Origin of the sequence: Bacillus sp. SN1 (assembly GCF_002796895.1) — a bacterium.
GTDB lineage: Bacteria > Bacillota > Bacilli > Bacillales > Bacillaceae > Bacillus > Bacillus inaquosorum.
Map to the genome: position 1 here is coordinate 485,480 of NZ_PHIE01000001.1, position 15,912 is coordinate 501,391.

Genomic DNA, 15,912 nt, shown 5'->3' on the forward strand with positions numbered 1-15,912 from the left:
GGTTTATCACCGGTTATGGGTAAAGTTTTGGTGGTGGCCAATCTATACAGCTGAACTGAGAAGAGCGTGACAATGATTCTCACTCTCCTCAGATTTGCTTTATTCACCCTGATGTTTCTCAACTAATGTGAATGTCCATTCTTTTAACATATGTTTCTGTACATACTTTTTTCCGTTTATTTCAATGTAAGGAATGTCTGTCATGTCTCCGGCTAACTGTTTTGCCTCTGCTGTCGTAATTCCTAAAAAATGTGCGATGTAAAAGTGAATATCTCGTTCTTTTATAAGCAAGATATCACTTTGTTCATTACCTTTTGGGTGGTTCATTTGCTTTAAGCCTTCACCGATAAAATATCCAGCCAAAGCAATACCAATTGCTAAAAAAACGTCCATGTGCATGCCTCCAATATGTCGATGTAATGTTATACGAGCTTGGCATACTCCGGGTTTCATTATCTTGAAACAAAAATACAGCCAGAACGTGCTCTGGCTGTTATCTTTTCAAGCCTTTTCAATCTGCACACGGCCTGAAAAAAAGGTGGCGCCGCCGCCCATATCGGACAAGCGGTCTGGGGTAAGCGCGTTTACAAGCTGTTTTTTTCCCGGTTCATCCGCCCATAATCCTTGGCTGACTACGACACCTGGCAGCACTTGTTCTCCGACTGCAGCGGTCAGCTCGCATTCTCCCTGGCTGTTCCAAATTCGTACAGGATCCCCATCAGCGATTCCATGTTCATCAGCATCTGTTGTATTGATAAAGAGTTTTGGCGTCTTTTCAAGCTTGATGTGTTTTTCATTGTTCGAAAACGTTGAGTTTAAGAAATTATGGTTTGGCGCCGGAACATACATAAACGGATGTTCATTATCGCTTGCAAGAGGCGTATATGTCGGTAAAGCTGGGAAACCGTCTTGTTTCATTTTTTTCGAATATAATTCTATTTTTCCGCTTGGCGTCGGAAGTTTGCCCGGAAACAGCGGTTTTTCGCGTTTTGCTTTCATAAATGAATGCTTTGTAAGTGAATCGTAATCAATCTCCGCCAAATATGGATTATCTGGATGGTCAAGTGCCTGGCGGATTAATTCTTCATCTGAATCTTTGAGCTCCTGGTCTGTGAACCCCATTGCTTCAGCCAGTAATCGGAACACTTCAGTGTTAGACTTGCTTTCACCATATCTCTCAATCACCGGTTGCTGAAGCTGAATGTAATGGTGCCAGTAGGAGGTATAAAAATCAGTATTTTCAAAAGCGGATGTTGCAGGAAGGACAATGTCTGCGTATGCAGCCGTTTCCGTCAAAAACAAATCATGAACTACAGTAAATAGGTCTTCCCGCAGCAAGCCCTGTCTGACTTTGTTCGCTTCCGGCGCGACAACGGCCGGGTTCGTCCCGTAAATAAAAAGAGAGCGAATAGGCGGATCTGTTTCCAAAAGCACTTTGCCAAGCTGATTCATATTAAACGATCTCGGTGTGCGCCCTTTCAGTAAGTCAGGCCGCTGCAAGGCATTCGTGTTATATTCTAAAATTCCGCTGTTATGCTTAATTGCGCCGCCCCCTTTGTGCAGCCATTGGCCAGTGATCGCCGGAAGACAGGCAATTGTCCTTACAATCATCCCGCCGTTATCGTGATGCTGGGGTCCGTTTCCGATTCTGATAAAAGAAGGGGAGGTTTCCCCGTACATTCTTGCCAGCTGGTAAATATCTTCGGTGCTGACACCGGTGATCAGTGACACCTTTTCCGGATCATACTGTTTCACGTGTTCACGGAGATCTTCATAGCCGACCGTGTATTCGGACAGAAATGCTTCATCATGAAGGTTTTCTTTAAATAAAATGTGCATGATGCCAAGGGCAAGTGCACTGTCGGTTCCGGGTTTTATGGGAATAAACCAATCTGCGAGACGCCCTGTCTGATTTTTATGCACATCGATCACGACAATTTTGGCTCCCTGTTTTCGTGCTTTTTGGGCGATTGTAATTTGGTGCATGTTTGTGCTGACCGCGTTGATCCCCCAAAAAATAAATAGTTTCGTATGAATGGTTTCCTCAGGATCAATTCCCGCACTTATACCCATTGTATATTTATAGCCCTCAGATCCCGCTTTGCTGCAAATCGTCCGTTCGAGCTGGCTTGAACCCATGCGGTAAAAGAAGCGGCGGTCCATTCCTTCAGCTGTTAATTTTCCCATATTTCCGTAAAAGCTATATGGAAGTATGCTTTCAGCTCCCTCTTCATTAATCAGCTGTTTCCAGCGGGAGGTAATGGTATCGATCGCCTCTTCCCAAGAAATCGGTTCAAATATTGCTTGGCCTTTCGCACCAGTCCGTTTGAGCGGTGCAGTCAGCCGCTTTTCATCATAGATGCGCTCCGTCATGTTTCGGACTTTGTTGCATATGTTTCCGGCCGTAACAGGATGGTCGGGATCACCTTGCACTTTCACAATTTTTCCGTCTTTTTTATGTATTAATAATCCGCACTGATCCGGGCAGTCCAGCGAGCAAACGGATTTGAAAATGCCGTTTTGTTGTGTTGCAAAAGATTTCATGGCCCAGTTCCTCTCTCTAGTTAGATATTTTGTAAGAATTATAACATTTCGGATGATAACGTCAATTCTGAAAAAAGAGATTGACATCAATCTGAGACTTCTTTATGATAAACGTATTCTTCATTCTGAAAATTACATACTCAACATTTTCTATCCAGAGAGGTGGAGGGACTGGCCCTATGAAACCTCGGCAACATTATTGTGCCAATTCCAGCAAGCGTCAGCTTGAAAGATAGGAAAGCAAGGTTTATACCGGCGTCTGTCTGTAACAGGGCACGCGTATATATGAATCTCTTTCCATCTTCGGAAAGAGATTTTTTTTATGAAAAATATGATGAAAAGGATGTTTTGCACCATGACGGTTTTGGTTACAGCACCGTACAACGAAGAAGGACGCAAAGAGCTTGAAAAATTGTTCGGCTCGGTTGCTTATCATACCTGGAAGGAGCAAGGCCGGGCATACCGGGAAGATGAAATCATTCAGCTATTAAAAGCAACAAATGCGAAAGGCTTGATTACTGAGCTTGATCAAGTAACAGACAGCGTATTTGCATCTGTTCCAGAACTTTCATTTGTCGGTGTGTGCAGGGGAATGCCCTCCAATGTGGATGTGGCCGCAGCATCAAAAAGAGGCATACCCGTTTTTTATACGCCTGGACGGAATGCGCAAGCCGTTGCTGAAATGTTTATCGGTAATGTGATTTCCTTTCTCCGCCATACCAGCACCTCGAATCAATGGCTGAAGGATGGGAAGTGGGACAGCGATTACTTGCAGGCTTATGTCAAATTTAAAGGAAATGAATTAACGGGAAAAACGGTCGGCATGGTTGGGTTTGGCGCGGTTGGGCAAAGGATTGCAAAACTGCTGACTGCGTTCGACTGTAAAATAAAGTATTACGATCCCTACGTACAAGACGATCATCCCCAATATGAAAAAGTATCTCTTAAAACGGTTTTTTCAGTCAGTGATATCGTTTCTGTCCATCTGCCTCGTACTGAGGAAACACTTGGACTGATTGATCGGGCATATTTTGATCTGATGAAAGAGAGTGCGATTTTCGTCAATACTTCAAGGGCGGTTGTGGTAAATCGTGACGATCTTTTGTCTATATTAAAAGAACATAAAATCAGAGGAGCCATTTTAGACGTTTTTTATCATGAACCTCCAGAGGAATCGGATTACAAATTGATTTCATTGCCTAATGTTCTGGCAACACCGCATCTCGCTGGAGCAACCTTTGAAGTGGAGGATCATCACGTGACGATCCTGAATGAAGCCCTCAAAAAATGGAAGGTTGAAAAAACTCTTAATATTCCGACATTGTATAACAAAGATAAGCTAAAAACAGAGGCATAAGAAAGGAGGCTAACGGAATGAAAAAACAAAAAGGCTATCTCGTTTTTGATATCGGTACAGGCAATGCGAGAGTAGCGATCGTGAGTGTATCAGGCAGTGTTCAAAGGGTTGAACGGGAGGACATCGTGTATGCCACCGAGACGCTTTACCCGGACAGCCGTTATTTTTCTCCTCAGGTGCTGTGGAAGCAAGTCATGAGATTGGCAAAACGTGCGCTTTCCCGTTCGCATGATATTGACATAATAGGTTTGACATCGACGAGTCAAAGACAGGGGATTGTTCTGATCGATCAGAACGGTGACTCTTTTCTAGGGCTGCCGAACATTGATAACCGCGGCCGTGAGTGGGAGGAGAGCATACCCAATCAGGAAGAGATATACAGCTGCACAGGGCGCCTGCCGACCGCACTTTTTTCTGCGCTCAAGCTTTATGGTTTAAAAGAACGCCAGCCCTCTTTATGGGAAAAAACTGCAAGCTTTACAAGCATCAGTGATTGGGTGACGTACCAGCTGAGCGGAATATTGACATATGAACCCTCACAGGCAACCGAAACCCTGCTGTTTGATGTGAAGCAAAACACTTGGTCAGAAGAGATGTGCGGCATATTCGGCTTCTCCCCATCAATCCTTCCGCCTCTTGTAAGAGCGGGAACAGCGATTGGAACGATAACAAATGAGTTTGCGTCCGAATTAGGCCTTTCTATACATGCAAAGGTTATAGCAGGGGGCGGAGATACACAGCTGGCTGTGAAAAGCACCGGCGCTGCTCTTAAGGACATCGTCATCGTATCTGGGACAACAACGCCAATAACCAAAATTACTGCTGATCATGACGACACAAAACATAAAGCCTGGCTGAACTGCCATACAGAACATGGCCAATGGCTTGTGGAAACAAATCCGGGAATTACCGGCCTGAATTATCAAAAATTAAAACAGATTTTTTATCCAAATGAATCGTACGAAGTGATGGAGGAAGAGATTTCTGCACTTGCTAAAGAAGACAATGCATGTGTAGCGGCTCTCGGTTCTTATTTATCGGCAGAAAAGAATGCGTTAACGAGAGGCGGTTTTCTTTTTGATGCCCCGCTTTCAGCGCATTTAAAAAGAGCACATTTTGTACGTGCGGCGCTGCAAGAGATCGCATTTTCGATCAAATGGAACTTTGATATATTAACAGAGATTACTCCGTTTGAACGTGACTATGTTTGGGTGTGTGGAGGAGGATTCCAAAGCAAAGCGCTCACTCAATATATCGCGGACCTTCTTCAGAAAAAAATCTATGTCCAAGAGGGATATCATCAGGCATCTGTCGTTGGGGCTGCAGTCATTTGCAATGAAACCTTTCAATTGACGGAAGAGATGTCAGCAATTGTCCGGGTAATAGAACCGCAGGATTGTCAGGCCGAACTGGCTTTATATGAGGAATGGAAGCAAACACAGCGCTTTTTTTCAGGTTCAGAAAGCAAAGTGTTGTTATAAGGCGGCATTTGCTGCTGTTTTGAGGAAATATCTAATTTTCAGCTTTAATGAGGTAATACGGTAATTGATATTAGCATCTAAGGAGGAGACAGATATGTTTGATAAAATTGGAATACCAAAGCGGCTTGCCTGGGGGTTTTTAGGGGTTGTTTTGTTTATGATGGGAGACGGGCTTGAACAAGGCTGGCTCAGCCCTTTTCTGATCGAAAATGGGCTTACCGTTCAGCAATCCGCTTCAATTTTTAGCATTTACGGAATTGCGCTTGCCATAGCTTCTTGGTTTTCGGGTGTATGTCTTGAAGCATTTGGCGCAAAACGGACGATGTTTATGGGGCTGTTGTTTTATGTGATCGGTACAGCTGCATTTATCGTGTTTGGATTTGAACAGCTGAACCTCCCTGTAATGTATGTGACTTACTTTGTAAAAGGGTTAGGCTACCCGCTTTTTGCTTATTCTTTCTTGACATGGGTCATCTACAGAACACCGCAAAACAAACTGAGCACTGCTGTCGGCTGGTTTTGGATTGCATATTGCCTGGGCATGTTTGTGTTCGGTGCTTGGTACTCAAGCTACGCGATCAAAGCGTTCGGTTATTTGAACACGCTTTGGAGCTCTATTTTCTGGGTATGTCTTGGTGCATTCTTCGCATTGTTTATCAATAAAGACCGTTTTGAAAAGAAGAAAAGAAAAAGGTCAGAAACAGCCGAGGAGCTTTTAAAAGGAGTTACCATTCTTTTTACGAATCCGCGGGTGCTTACAGGCGGAATCATCAGAATTATCAACAGCATTGGTACATATGGTTTCCCAGTCTTTTTGCCGATGCACATGGCTCAGTATGGAATTTCAACCAATGTGTGGCTGCAGATTTGGGGAACGATTTTTCTGGGGAACATTGTGTTCAACCTCTTCTTTGGCATTGTCGGCGATAAGTTCGGCTGGAAAAATACCGTTATTTGGTTCGGCGGAGTCGGCTGCGGCATTTTCACCGTCCTATTATATTATGCACCTGTTTTCTCCGGCGGAAGTTTAGCGGTTGTCAGCGTGATCGGCTTTATTTGGGGAGGTTTGCTGGCAGGCTATGTGCCGATTGGTGCAATTGTGCCGACGGTGGCCGGAAAAGACAAAGGAGCGGCCATGTCTGTATTGAATTTGGCTGCAGGTTTATCAGCGTTTGTCGGCCCTGCGCTCGCTTGGCTGTTCATCGGTCTCATCGGGGCGCAAGGTGTTGTCTGGATCTTTGCGATCCTTTATCTTGCGAGTGCGGTCATGACGAAATGCATTCATATACATGAGGAAAAAGCAGTACAGGAGGAAACGTCTCCTCAATGTGCATCTTAATCAGAAAGCGCCCTGTTTCAGGGGCGTTTTTTTCGTCATTTGTTCAGCAATCAATGTAAGATTTCCGATAAGGAATGCCGCAAAAATGACTGATCTGGATGGGATTTCATCGTCACAATCAGCCGATACGAAACAAAATAAAAGTCAGAGCCGTTTGTTCCCCGTTAATTTCACGTTTTAGCTCGCCCGAATGTTCTCCCAAAACAGATTCATAGCGGTCTCCAATGCTTTTTTCTTCATTGAATTCACGATGATGAGCCATCAACACTGTATGTTATTATTGCATGAATTATCAAGGGAGCTGTTAAACTTTTCTAAAGAGAAATAGACAACATGTTGACAATTGAGTAAGAAATGTTATGATGATAAAGACAATATATTGTCTTTTTATGGAGGGAACATCGTGAATTATTCTAAAGAACTGAAAGATTTATTTTTAATGCAGCAGTCTTACGCTACACTTTTTTCCGCTTTGAACAAAATCCAATCACGCGGGGACGATTATTATGAAAGCTTAACGTCAAGGCAATTTATGACGATGGTTGCCATACTGCATTTACCGGAAGAGGAAACGACATTCAACAACATTGCAAAAAAATTAGGCACTTCAAAACAAAACATCAACAGACTTGTCAGCGGTATTGAAAAAAGAGGTTATGTCACCACTGTACCAAGTAAACGCGACAAGCGTGCAGTTAATGTGAAGATTACTGATTCAGGAAAGCGTGTCATGGAGGAATGCGGTGAAAAAGCGGTGTACTTTATGGCAGATCTATTTAAAGGGTTTTCGACTGAAGAGCTGGAAACATTGTGGGTTTTATTGAAGAAACTGTACAGTTTTGACGGAGAAGAACAGGATGGTTTTGAAGAAGATGCTGCTGATTTTGACATTGAACAAAATCGAGACAATTTGAAAACAAATTTATTGCAGGAATTCGCAAAACGGAGAATGTAAAAAGGAGCAAACTATGAACAACGTGGCGGCAGTAGAAAATTTGAAAATGCGGTACGGAAACAAAACGGCGGTAGATGGGATTTCGTTTGAAGTGAGAGAGGGGGAAGTGCTTGGCTTACTAGGTCCAAATGGTGCAGGGAAAAGCACAACCATTCATATTTTATCCGGGGTATTGTCGGCCAGTTCCGGAAACGTTTCGATATTGGGCCATAGTGTGAAAAAAGGGTCAAAGGAAATGAAGAAAGGCATCGGGATTGTGCCTCAAGATATCGCGATTTATGAGGAGATTTCCGCTGAGAAAAATGTTCGTTTTTTTGCGAGTCTTTATTCTCTCAAAGGAGAGGAACTGAAAGCCCGAGTAAAAGAGGCTCTGGAGCTTGTACAGTTATACGACCGGAAAGATGACAAGCCTAAGACGTTTTCAGGGGGGATGAAAAGAAGATTAAACATTGCGTGTGCGATTGCCCATCAGCCGAAACTGATTATCATGGACGAGCCCACGGTAGGAATCGATCCGCAATCTCGGCATCACATTTTAGAATCAATAAAAGAGCTGAAAACAAGAGGCGCAAGCATTATTTACTCGACACATTATATGGAAGAAGTCGAGGCGATTTCGGATCGCATTATGATCATGAATGAAGGAAGAATCATTGTCAATGGAACAAAAGAAGAGCTGTACAGAGAATTGAATAAAGACATAACATACGCTTTTCAGCTGACGCATGTTCAGCAATTAAATAAAAACTCAATTAGAGAAATGAAAGGAGTGACAGGAGTTGATTTCTCTGACCATCAACTAAAAGTGACCGTTCAGCAGAACCAAGATCACCTGAGTGAAATCATAGGAGAATTGGGTGCCCAAGGCTGCAGCATCGTAAGCATGAACAAAAAAGAGGCATCGTTAGAAACGGTATTTTTAGAGCTGACGGGAAGAAATTTAAGAGATTAGGAGAGCAAAATGAGTTTGTTAAAATTGATAACGTTTGATTTTATGAATATTTTAAGGAATCCGGTTCTTATGATCGCCAATACGGCCTTTCCTTTCGTTCTCATTCTGGTCATGGGCTTTGTTACGAAAAACAGCTTTGGAGCAGGCGGTGTCAGTTCGTATGATTATTACGGTGTGAATATGATGATTTTTGCTGCGGCTCTGATTGCGATGACGGCCTCTAATACGTTTATGGAGGAAAAGGTGAAGAAAGCGAACATTCGCATTGTGTATGCGCCGGTTTCGACAACTAGTATTTATCTTTCTAAATTACTATCAACCTTTATATTCAGTGTCATCATGTACAGCATGAATGTGTTGATCGCCCAAACGATTTTTCATTTGAACTTTGGAGGACAACATCTTCCGTATTTCATGCTCTTATTGTATGTATTTTTATTTTTCGGCTGCTGTTTTGGCACAATGTTCTGCTGTTTGTTGAAAAATGAAGAACAGGCAAACGGGATCATGCAAATTCCGATAGCTTTTTTTGTTTTCTTTGGCGGCATATTTTTCGGAATTCATAGATTTGGAGATACCGTCAATCAGATATCGCTTCTTTCTCCGATTAAATGGGTAACAGAATGTTCATTTCGCCTCATTTATGATCACGATTTCTGTATGCTGCTGCCTGTTATGTCAGGACTATTATTGGCTTCAATCATTTGTATTGCCGTTTCGCATGTTGTATTTAAGCCGGAGGGATATGTATGCTGAGTTTATTCCGAAACAGGTGGGAGCGAATCCTGACCAAAAAAGCCGTTATCATCATTGCAGTGATCATTATCCCTCTGATGATTGGCGTTGCGGTTATGTTTTCCGGGAAGCCTGTTTTCAAAGAAACGATCGCTTTTGTAACAGAGCAGGACAACGTGCAACATATGCCGAGTGATTCTGCTTTTAGAGTGGTAACGGTGCATCAGAAGCCGAAGTTTTCTGATCTGGTGTTAGGGAAATATGCAGCCATCGTAGAAAAAAATCAACGTGATTACAAAGTGACCACGTTGAAAAGTAAAGCGGATCAAAAAATGATCCAGCAATTTTTTGAGACTGGAAAAATGCCAGGCAGCTACCGGGGAGAGGATAAATTAAGGGCTGAACGGGGAACGGGAACGAATATATTAGGCTTTATCGTGATGCTTGTATTGATGCAAGGTGTGGCATTAGCTGCGTTATATCCAGAAGACCGGATGCTCAAAACCTTCAGAAGGATTTTAGTGTCTCCCGTGCATGTGGGGAAATATTTGTTTGTTCAGTTTATCTTTACGTTTTTATGTTTATACATACCCACTTACTTGGCCATCGTGATTACACATGTACTCTTTCATGCTGAAATTGGTTTCCGTTTGGATATTCTTGCTGGGTTACTGTGTGTTCTTACAGTGCTTGCAACAGCATTCGCTATCTTTATGGCTTCTGTGATGGATCGCAACATCAGTTTGATGACGAGCGGTATCAGTGTGATCACGTGTGTATTGTCAGGCTGTTTTATTTCTTTTGCTCCACATCATCCATTATTGAATGCCCTTTGTGCGATACTGCCGCAAAAAGCGTATATGACTTTCATTCACGGGGTAGAAATGGGCCATTCAATGTGGGAATACAAAGCTCAGGTTGTCTATATTTTGATGTGGTCGGCTGTGTTTTGTTTCCTTGGGGGTTTTATCACAAGAAGAAGGACCAATAAAGGGATTTATGAATAGAGGAAAAAGAACATGAGATGCATAGACCACTATGCATCTTTTTTATTTTTGTAAGTGATATGAGCATAAGAGGTGAAAATCTTGAAGGAAGTGATCAAGAATCAAGATGTCATAGCTGGTGCAGGTCCTGAATCGGACATTTAAAGGGAAGGGGATGTACATGCAGATCGAGAGAATGCCGTCCATTCATTCTCTTGATTTTAAAATAGAATACACATTTGTATCATAAGGGACTCCATTTTGATACATGTACTGTCTTAAGACACCTTCTTTTTGGAATCCCATTTTTACGAGCAGGCGATTTGATGCTTCATTTTCGGTAAATACAACTGCGCCAATACGCGTCAGTCCAAGGGCAGAGAATCCGTAGGATACAACCTTTGAAATGGCTTCTAATGCAAATCCGTTTCGCCAATGCGCCGGGACGATTTCATAACCGATCTCTGCACGCCTATGCTTTTGGGCCAAAGCATGAAAGCCAATTGTTCCGATCAATTCTTTAGTGTCTCTTCTTTCAATTCCCCACCGTATACCGCGCTTTTCTTGATAAAGGCCGGCAAACGTTTGAACCATTGAGGTTGCCTGTTCTATAGATTCCATGTTTTCAACTCCGTAATAGCGTGTCACCTTATGGTTTGAAAAACAAGCAAAAATGTCTTCTGCATCTTGATCTGTGATTTGCCTAAGTGTAAGCCGATCCGTTTCTAATACAGGAAACATTCAACCACTCCCCAAGTTTGTGTTTTCGTTTATGATATCCCTTTTATTTCCTCTTTTCTATAGTGAAATCAAACCTGAGGCAGCAAAGGAACGAATTTGTCTTTCTAGTTGCTCTTTGTTTTTGTTGAATTGTTTCAAACGATGGCCGTTTGCGCCTGATGGGTGGGGAAAGCCGCGAAGGCAAAACAAATTCCGGATGCAGTGCTGGCTGATCAGTGTATCACATACTGTTTCGGCTGCTTTTCCCAGCGGTATGAGAAGGGCCGGTTCTGTCAATAGTTTTTTAGCTGAAAGAAGACAGGATATTTGATAACAGAAGTGGTATGAAGCATATGCCGCAAGTCTCCAAAAAGCTGTGAGGCGCTTTGAATGCCTAAAGCCTGCGGCAGCCCGCATAAATCCAGCATGTTGATCAGGTTATGCCTCATCGAACCGGAGAGACCTGCTGCTTTTTTCGTGTCTACCGCCATTTGCTCAAGAGACCGGCCGCGCCGCAGACTTTCTGCGGCTGTTTCGTATGCTGTTTTCATCTGAAAAAACCCCGGCGTGATTCCCGCAATCACAATTGTGGCAGCACGATTGATATATTCATTATGAGGTGAATAATAGATGCCAAGTTCGTTTTCTTGATGGAGACGAAATGGAGAAATGAGTAAATCGGACTTTGTAGGAGATGAAGGAAGAGAATGTAGTTTCTCTGCGAACTCCTTTAAGCAGCGGCGGTTTACAATCATGCATAGTCCTCCTTAAAAATGATACCCCATTGTCCATTCTGATCGTAACAACGGGATATCATTCATCTTTATCTGCTATTTAAATGTCCTGCCTTCCACACCTCTTTGACAGCTTGAGGAACTTCTTTCACTTCAGCTGTTGTTAGTCGAAATACGTTTTTTTTCATTTGGACATCCTGCTGAATCTTCTTTTGTTTTTGCGTCAGCAACTCCGCCTCAGTCTTTAATCCTTCGACTTGTTTTTGCATTGCCTGCGTAACAGAGGTGAGCTCTTTTAGTGCGGGATCTATTTTTTTCTTGTTTTGAATCACATTAACCCCTAAGAAAATTGTAGAAATAGCCAATACAACGATGCTGATATAAACAATAACCATATGTTCACTCCTTTTCTTATGTCTTTACCCTGTTTCCGCTTTTTTAATCAAAAGAAATGATATTTGCACAGGTCGTTTGATTTGCGTATTGGATTTGTTGTACTTATAATGTGATATCGTACATATGTAAACAAAGAAAGGGTGCTTCAATTGCAAAGTTTACAAAATAAAACTGCTCTTATCACAGGCGGAGGCAGAGGGATAGGCCGCGCAACAGCTCTTGCGCTTGCGAAAGAAGGCGTGAATATCGGGTTAATCGGCCGGACTGCCGCAAATGTTGAAAAAGTGGCTGAAGAAGTTAAAGCACTTGGTGTAAAAGCTGCATTTGCTGCTGCAGATGTAAAAGATGCCGACCAGGTTAATCAAGCTGTAGCTCAAGTGAAAGAACAGCTCGGTGATATCGATATCCTCATTAATAACGCTGGAATCAGCAAATTTGGCGGTTTCTTAGATCTGTCAGCTGATGAGTGGGAAGATATTATTCAAGTCAACCTAATGGGTGTGTATCATGTCACTCGCGCGGTGCTTCCGGAAATGATCGAACGCAAAGCCGGAGACATCATTAATATTTCTTCTACAGCGGGCCAAAGAGGAGCAGCTGTGACAAGTGCTTACAGCGCTTCTAAATTTGCGGTTCTCGGGTTAACTGAGTCTCTTATGCAAGAAGTGAGAAAGCATAATATCAGAGTCAGCGCGTTAACGCCAAGCACTGTCGCTAGTGATATGTCTATCGAATTGAACTTAACAGACGGTAATCCTGAAAAGGTTATGCAGCCAGAGGATCTTGCTGAATACATGGTGGCACAATTGAAATTAGATCCGCGAATTTTCATCAAAACAGCGGGATTATGGTCAACAAATCCCTAAAAAATGAGAAGCCTGTCGCAAGACAGGCTTTTTTAATTGAATGTAATCCGTACTGGTAAATGAATACGCGAAAACCAGCAATCGTTTTAAATTGAAGATAACAGTGAAAATCGGCTATAATAGAACTAAATAAACTATGTACCGAATGTTCATTTATTTTTTTATATTCCGCTCCACATATAAACAGCTAAATTAGATTTTTGGATTATCAGTCTTTAATATAAAGAAGGAAACCAATAGATTAAAATTGAATATTTAGTACATAGTGTTCTCAGTTGACAGAAGAAGGAGTGCATATGATGAAAGAAGAAAAAAGAAGTTCAACTGGTTTTTTAGTTAAACAGCGCGCATTTTTGAAACTTTATATGATAACGATGACAGAGCAAGAGAGACTCTACGGATTGAAGCTGCTTGAAGTGCTTAGGTCTGAATTTAAAGAGATTGGTTTTAAACCAAATCATACAGAAGTATACCGATCTTTGCATGAGCTTCTTGATGACGGGATATTAAAGCAAATCAAAGTAAAAAAAGAAGGGGCTAAGCTCCAGGAAGTCGTTCTCTATCAATTTAAAGATTACGAGGCTGCCAAACTATATAAAAAACAGCTGAAAGTTGAGCTGGACCGCTGTAAAAAACTGATTGAAAAAGCGCTCTCAGATAACTTTTAAATATAAACAAACACCCGGCACAGCAGGATGCATCGGGTGTTTTCTGCTTTTCATTATACATATTTGTCGAAAAGAAACAATACAAATCAATGATGACCTTCAAACTTGACATCATTTCCTCACGTGGTAACATTTTAAACGTGTGAAAATGCGAACAAAAAAGCGAACAAAGGAGATGTTACCGATCTTTGATCAAAAGAAAGTAGCCTTTATAGGAGCAGGATCTATGGCGGAAGGAATGATATCAGGTATCGTTCGTGCCAACAAAATCCCGAAACAAAACATCTGCGTTACAAACCGCAGCAATACAGAGCGATTAGCTGAACTTGAACTTCAATATGGAATTACTGGCGCTACGCCCAATGAACTATGTATTGAAGACATGGATGTACTCATTTTGGCAATGAAGCCAAAAGACGCTGAAAGCGCTCTGTCATCACTAAAATCACGTATTCAACCCCATCAATTAATATTGTCGGTCCTTGCCGGCATAACCACCTCTTATATTGAACAATCATTGCTTAATGAACAGCCGGTTGTCAGAGTGATGCCCAACACATCCAGTATGATTGGCGCTTCTGCAACGGCCATTGCGCTTGGCAAGTATGTGTCAAAAGACCTGAAAAAGCTGGCCGAAGCATTGCTCGGATGCATGGGTGAAGTCTATACAATTCAAGAAAATCAAATGGACATTTTCACCGGAATTGCCGGCAGCGGCCCCGCGTATTTTTATTATTTAATGGAATTCATTGAGAAGACAGGCGAGGAAGCAGGACTCGATAAACAGTTATCTCGAAGCATCGGAGCACAGACGCTTTTGGGTGCCGCAAAAATGCTCATGGAAACAGGCGAACAGCCTGAGGTCTTAAGGGACAATATCACGTCACCGAACGGAACGACAGCTGCCGGGCTGCAAGCCTTGAAAAAGAGCGGCGGCGGAGAAGCCATTTCTCAAGCGATCAAGCATGCGGCTATGCGTTCAAAGGAAATCAGCGACGATATCGAAAAAACAGCTGCCCCGCTATCAGGAGTGATAAAGTGACGTCCGATACTAACATGAAAAGAGTCGTTGTGAAAATTGGGAGCAGTTCATTAACAAGCCTTCATGGAGAAATCAGCATTCGAAAATTAGAAGCGTTGGTCGACCAGATCGCCAAACTTAAAGATGCCGGCTATGAAGTGATTTTGGTCTCTTCAGGCGCAGTGGCGGCGGGATATCGGAAGCTCGGATTTATCCAAAGACCCGAGAAGCTTCCAGAAAAACAGGCATCAGCTTCAATCGGCCAGGGCCTGCTGATGGAGGCTTATTCAAAGCTGTTTTTGGCGCATGGCTATGTTGCGTCCCAAATTTTAATTACGAGAAGCGATTTTTCTGATGAATACAGATATAACAATGTCCGGAATACAATGAATGTACTGCTCGAACGCGGCATCATCCCAATTATAAACGAAAACGACACAGTGACCGTCAATCGGCTCAAGTTTGGCGATAATGATACACTAGCGGCAAAAGTCGCCGGATTAATTGATGCGGATATGCTTGTGATTTTATCAGATATTGATGGCTTATATGACAGCAATCCGCGCACAAATCCAGAAGCAAAAAGGATGCAGCGGGTGAGTGAGATAACGCCTGACATCGAAGCGTGCGCAGGTGATACTGGCAGCGGCGTCGGTACCGGCGGCATGCGCTCTAAGCTTGATGCGTTTAAAATCGTAATGGCCTCTGGCATTAAAGGATTTCTTGGTCAGGCAGATGTAAAAGATATTTTATATCAAGCTGTTCATCAAGAGGCAGAAGGCACCTATTTTGAAGCAGAGGGAACGCTTCCGTTAAACCATAAAGAGCAGTGGATCGCTTTTAATTCCGGCCCAGAGGGTGAAATGATTTTATCAGATGATTATTCACGAAAAATAACAAACGGGCAATCGAGTTTATATCTGGACGGTGTACAGGAGATTAAAGGGAAATTCAAAAGCGGATCAGTTGTTCGGCTGATGGATTCTCAAGGGGCAGAAATCGGGCTCGGAATCGTCAATTATTCTTCTGTACAGCTTCAAGAACTCGATAAGAAAAAAGAGCTGATGAACAAAGCAGTAATTGATCAGGAAGCATTTGTGTGCCATGTGGATTTATCTTTGCCTGTATATTAATCTGACAAGAGCAAAAAACCCGAAG

16 protein-coding genes, 1 pseudogene and 1 riboswitch are annotated in these 15,912 nt (G+C 42.5%); of the genes and pseudogenes, 11 read left to right on the forward strand and 6 right to left on the reverse strand.

Annotated elements, in window-relative coordinates:
* Positions 1-99: 99 nt before the first annotated feature.
* Positions 100-393 (reverse strand): hypothetical protein, encoded by a 294-nt coding sequence (locus CVV77_RS02795; RefSeq protein WP_019258587.1) that lies wholly within the window; start codon positions 391-393, stop codon positions 100-102.
* A 108-nt stretch (positions 394-501) separates the two neighbouring features.
* Positions 502-2,544, reverse strand: coding sequence for a molybdopterin oxidoreductase family protein (locus CVV77_RS02800; protein WP_100274583.1), 2,043 nt, complete (start codon positions 2,542-2,544; stop codon positions 502-504).
* 147 nt (positions 2,545-2,691) lie between these two features.
* A riboswitch (SAM riboswitch) is annotated at positions 2,692-2,783 on the forward strand.
* 83 nt (positions 2,784-2,866) lie between these two features.
* Between CVV77_RS02800 and CVV77_RS02805 the strand changes: the two genes are divergently transcribed.
* From CVV77_RS02805 to CVV77_RS02815, 3 genes are all read left to right on the forward strand, one after another.
* The gene (locus tag CVV77_RS02805) at positions 2,867-3,901 is read left to right on the forward strand and encodes a 2-hydroxyacid dehydrogenase (protein ID WP_100274584.1); all 1,035 of its coding nucleotides are present in this window, start codon (positions 2,867-2,869) and stop codon (positions 3,899-3,901) included.
* A gap of 17 nt (positions 3,902-3,918) precedes the next feature.
* Entirely contained in the window at positions 3,919-5,382 is a 1,464-nt protein-coding gene (locus CVV77_RS02810) for an FGGY-family carbohydrate kinase (protein WP_100274585.1), read from the forward strand.
* A gap of 94 nt (positions 5,383-5,476) precedes the next feature.
* Entirely contained in the window at positions 5,477-6,721 is a 1,245-nt protein-coding gene (locus tag CVV77_RS02815; protein ID WP_100274586.1) for an MFS transporter, read from the forward strand.
* Positions 6,722-6,839: 118 nt separating this feature from the next.
* On the opposite strand, the gene CVV77_RS21955 is transcribed toward CVV77_RS02815, so the two are convergent.
* A complete protein-coding gene (locus CVV77_RS21955; RefSeq protein WP_157796808.1) occupies positions 6,840-6,983 on the reverse strand; it encodes a hypothetical protein in 144 nt (47 codons plus the stop codon).
* Between the two features lie 141 nt (positions 6,984-7,124).
* Between CVV77_RS21955 and CVV77_RS02820 the strand changes: the two genes are divergently transcribed.
* Genes CVV77_RS02820 through CVV77_RS02835 form a run of 4 tightly spaced genes read left to right on the forward strand, consistent with a single transcriptional unit; the run spans position 7,125 to position 10,370 of the window.
* A complete protein-coding gene (locus CVV77_RS02820) occupies positions 7,125-7,676 on the forward strand; it encodes a MarR family winged helix-turn-helix transcriptional regulator (RefSeq protein ID WP_019258581.1) in 552 nt (183 codons plus the stop codon).
* Between the two features lie 13 nt (positions 7,677-7,689).
* Complete coding sequence (locus CVV77_RS02825) at positions 7,690-8,628, forward strand: ABC transporter ATP-binding protein (RefSeq protein WP_100274587.1); 939 nt, start codon at positions 7,690-7,692, stop codon at positions 8,626-8,628.
* 9 nt (positions 8,629-8,637) lie between these two features.
* The gene (locus CVV77_RS02830) at positions 8,638-9,384 is read left to right on the forward strand and encodes an ABC transporter permease (RefSeq protein ID WP_100274588.1); all 747 of its coding nucleotides are present in this window, start codon (positions 8,638-8,640) and stop codon (positions 9,382-9,384) included.
* Positions 9,378-10,370, forward strand: coding sequence for an ABC transporter permease (locus CVV77_RS02835; RefSeq protein ID WP_100274589.1), 993 nt, complete (start codon positions 9,378-9,380; stop codon positions 10,368-10,370). The genes CVV77_RS02830 and CVV77_RS02835 overlap by 7 nt, the downstream gene beginning before the upstream one ends.
* A 186-nt stretch (positions 10,371-10,556) precedes the next feature.
* On the opposite strand, the gene CVV77_RS02840 is transcribed toward CVV77_RS02835, so the two are convergent.
* The 3 genes and pseudogenes from CVV77_RS02840 to CVV77_RS02850 all read right to left on the reverse strand — a co-directional run bounded on the left by CVV77_RS02840 (position 10,557) and on the right by CVV77_RS02850 (position 12,198).
* The gene (locus CVV77_RS02840) at positions 10,557-11,090 is read right to left on the reverse strand and encodes a GNAT family N-acetyltransferase (protein ID WP_100274590.1); all 534 of its coding nucleotides are present in this window, start codon (positions 11,088-11,090) and stop codon (positions 10,557-10,559) included.
* Positions 11,091-11,133: 43 nt separating this feature from the next.
* Positions 11,134-11,824, reverse strand: a pseudogene (locus tag CVV77_RS02845) (hypothetical protein).
* Between the two features lie 68 nt (positions 11,825-11,892).
* Complete coding sequence (locus CVV77_RS02850; RefSeq protein WP_100274591.1) at positions 11,893-12,198, reverse strand: DUF948 domain-containing protein; 306 nt, start codon at positions 12,196-12,198, stop codon at positions 11,893-11,895.
* Positions 12,199-12,348: 150 nt separating this feature from the next.
* Between CVV77_RS02850 and CVV77_RS02855 the strand changes: the two genes are divergently transcribed.
* The 4 genes from CVV77_RS02855 to proB all read left to right on the forward strand — a co-directional run bounded on the left by CVV77_RS02855 (position 12,349) and on the right by proB (position 15,887).
* Positions 12,349-13,065, forward strand: coding sequence for a 3-ketoacyl-ACP reductase (locus tag CVV77_RS02855; RefSeq protein ID WP_003241915.1), 717 nt, complete (start codon positions 12,349-12,351; stop codon positions 13,063-13,065).
* Positions 13,066-13,364: 299 nt separating this feature from the next.
* Entirely contained in the window at positions 13,365-13,733 is a 369-nt protein-coding gene (gene rtp / locus CVV77_RS02860) for a replication termination protein (protein ID WP_003220337.1), read from the forward strand.
* Positions 13,734-13,881: 148 nt separating this feature from the next.
* Complete coding sequence (gene proC / locus CVV77_RS02870; RefSeq protein ID WP_080030916.1) at positions 13,882-14,775, forward strand: pyrroline-5-carboxylate reductase; 894 nt, start codon at positions 13,882-13,884, stop codon at positions 14,773-14,775.
* Complete coding sequence (gene proB, locus CVV77_RS02875) at positions 14,772-15,887, forward strand: glutamate 5-kinase (protein ID WP_100274593.1); 1,116 nt, start codon at positions 14,772-14,774, stop codon at positions 15,885-15,887. Before proC ends, proB begins: the two co-directional genes overlap by 4 nt.
* Positions 15,888-15,912 lie beyond the last annotated feature (25 nt).

What these genes read in the sequence shown, in the direction of transcription:
- CVV77_RS02830 (WP_100274588.1), top strand. Translation starts at nt 8,638, where the DNA reads ATGAGTTTGTTAAAATTGATAACGTTTGATTTTATGAATATTTTAAGG.
- CVV77_RS02850 (WP_100274591.1), bottom strand. Translation starts at nt 12,198, where the DNA reads ATGGTTATTGTTTATATCAGCATCGTTGTATTGGCTATTTCTACAATT.
- CVV77_RS21955 (WP_157796808.1), bottom strand. Translation starts at nt 6,983, where the DNA reads ATGGCTCATCATCGTGAATTCAATGAAGAAAAAAGCATTGGAGACCGC.
- CVV77_RS02840 (WP_100274590.1), bottom strand. Translation starts at nt 11,090, where the DNA reads ATGTTTCCTGTATTAGAAACGGATCGGCTTACACTTAGGCAAATCACA.
- CVV77_RS02815 (WP_100274586.1), top strand. Translation starts at nt 5,477, where the DNA reads ATGTTTGATAAAATTGGAATACCAAAGCGGCTTGCCTGGGGGTTTTTA.
- proC (WP_080030916.1), top strand. Translation starts at nt 13,882, where the DNA reads ATGCGAACAAAAAAGCGAACAAAGGAGATGTTACCGATCTTTGATCAA.
- CVV77_RS02825 (WP_100274587.1), top strand. Translation starts at nt 7,690, where the DNA reads ATGAACAACGTGGCGGCAGTAGAAAATTTGAAAATGCGGTACGGAAAC.
- CVV77_RS02805 (WP_100274584.1), top strand. Translation starts at nt 2,867, where the DNA reads ATGAAAAATATGATGAAAAGGATGTTTTGCACCATGACGGTTTTGGTT.
- CVV77_RS02800 (WP_100274583.1), bottom strand. Translation starts at nt 2,544, where the DNA reads ATGAAATCTTTTGCAACACAACAAAACGGCATTTTCAAATCCGTTTGC.
- CVV77_RS02810 (WP_100274585.1), top strand. Translation starts at nt 3,919, where the DNA reads ATGAAAAAACAAAAAGGCTATCTCGTTTTTGATATCGGTACAGGCAAT.
- rtp (WP_003220337.1), top strand. Translation starts at nt 13,365, where the DNA reads ATGAAAGAAGAAAAAAGAAGTTCAACTGGTTTTTTAGTTAAACAGCGC.
- CVV77_RS02795 (WP_019258587.1), bottom strand. Translation starts at nt 393, where the DNA reads ATGGACGTTTTTTTAGCAATTGGTATTGCTTTGGCTGGATATTTTATC.
- CVV77_RS02835 (WP_100274589.1), top strand. Translation starts at nt 9,378, where the DNA reads ATGCTGAGTTTATTCCGAAACAGGTGGGAGCGAATCCTGACCAAAAAA.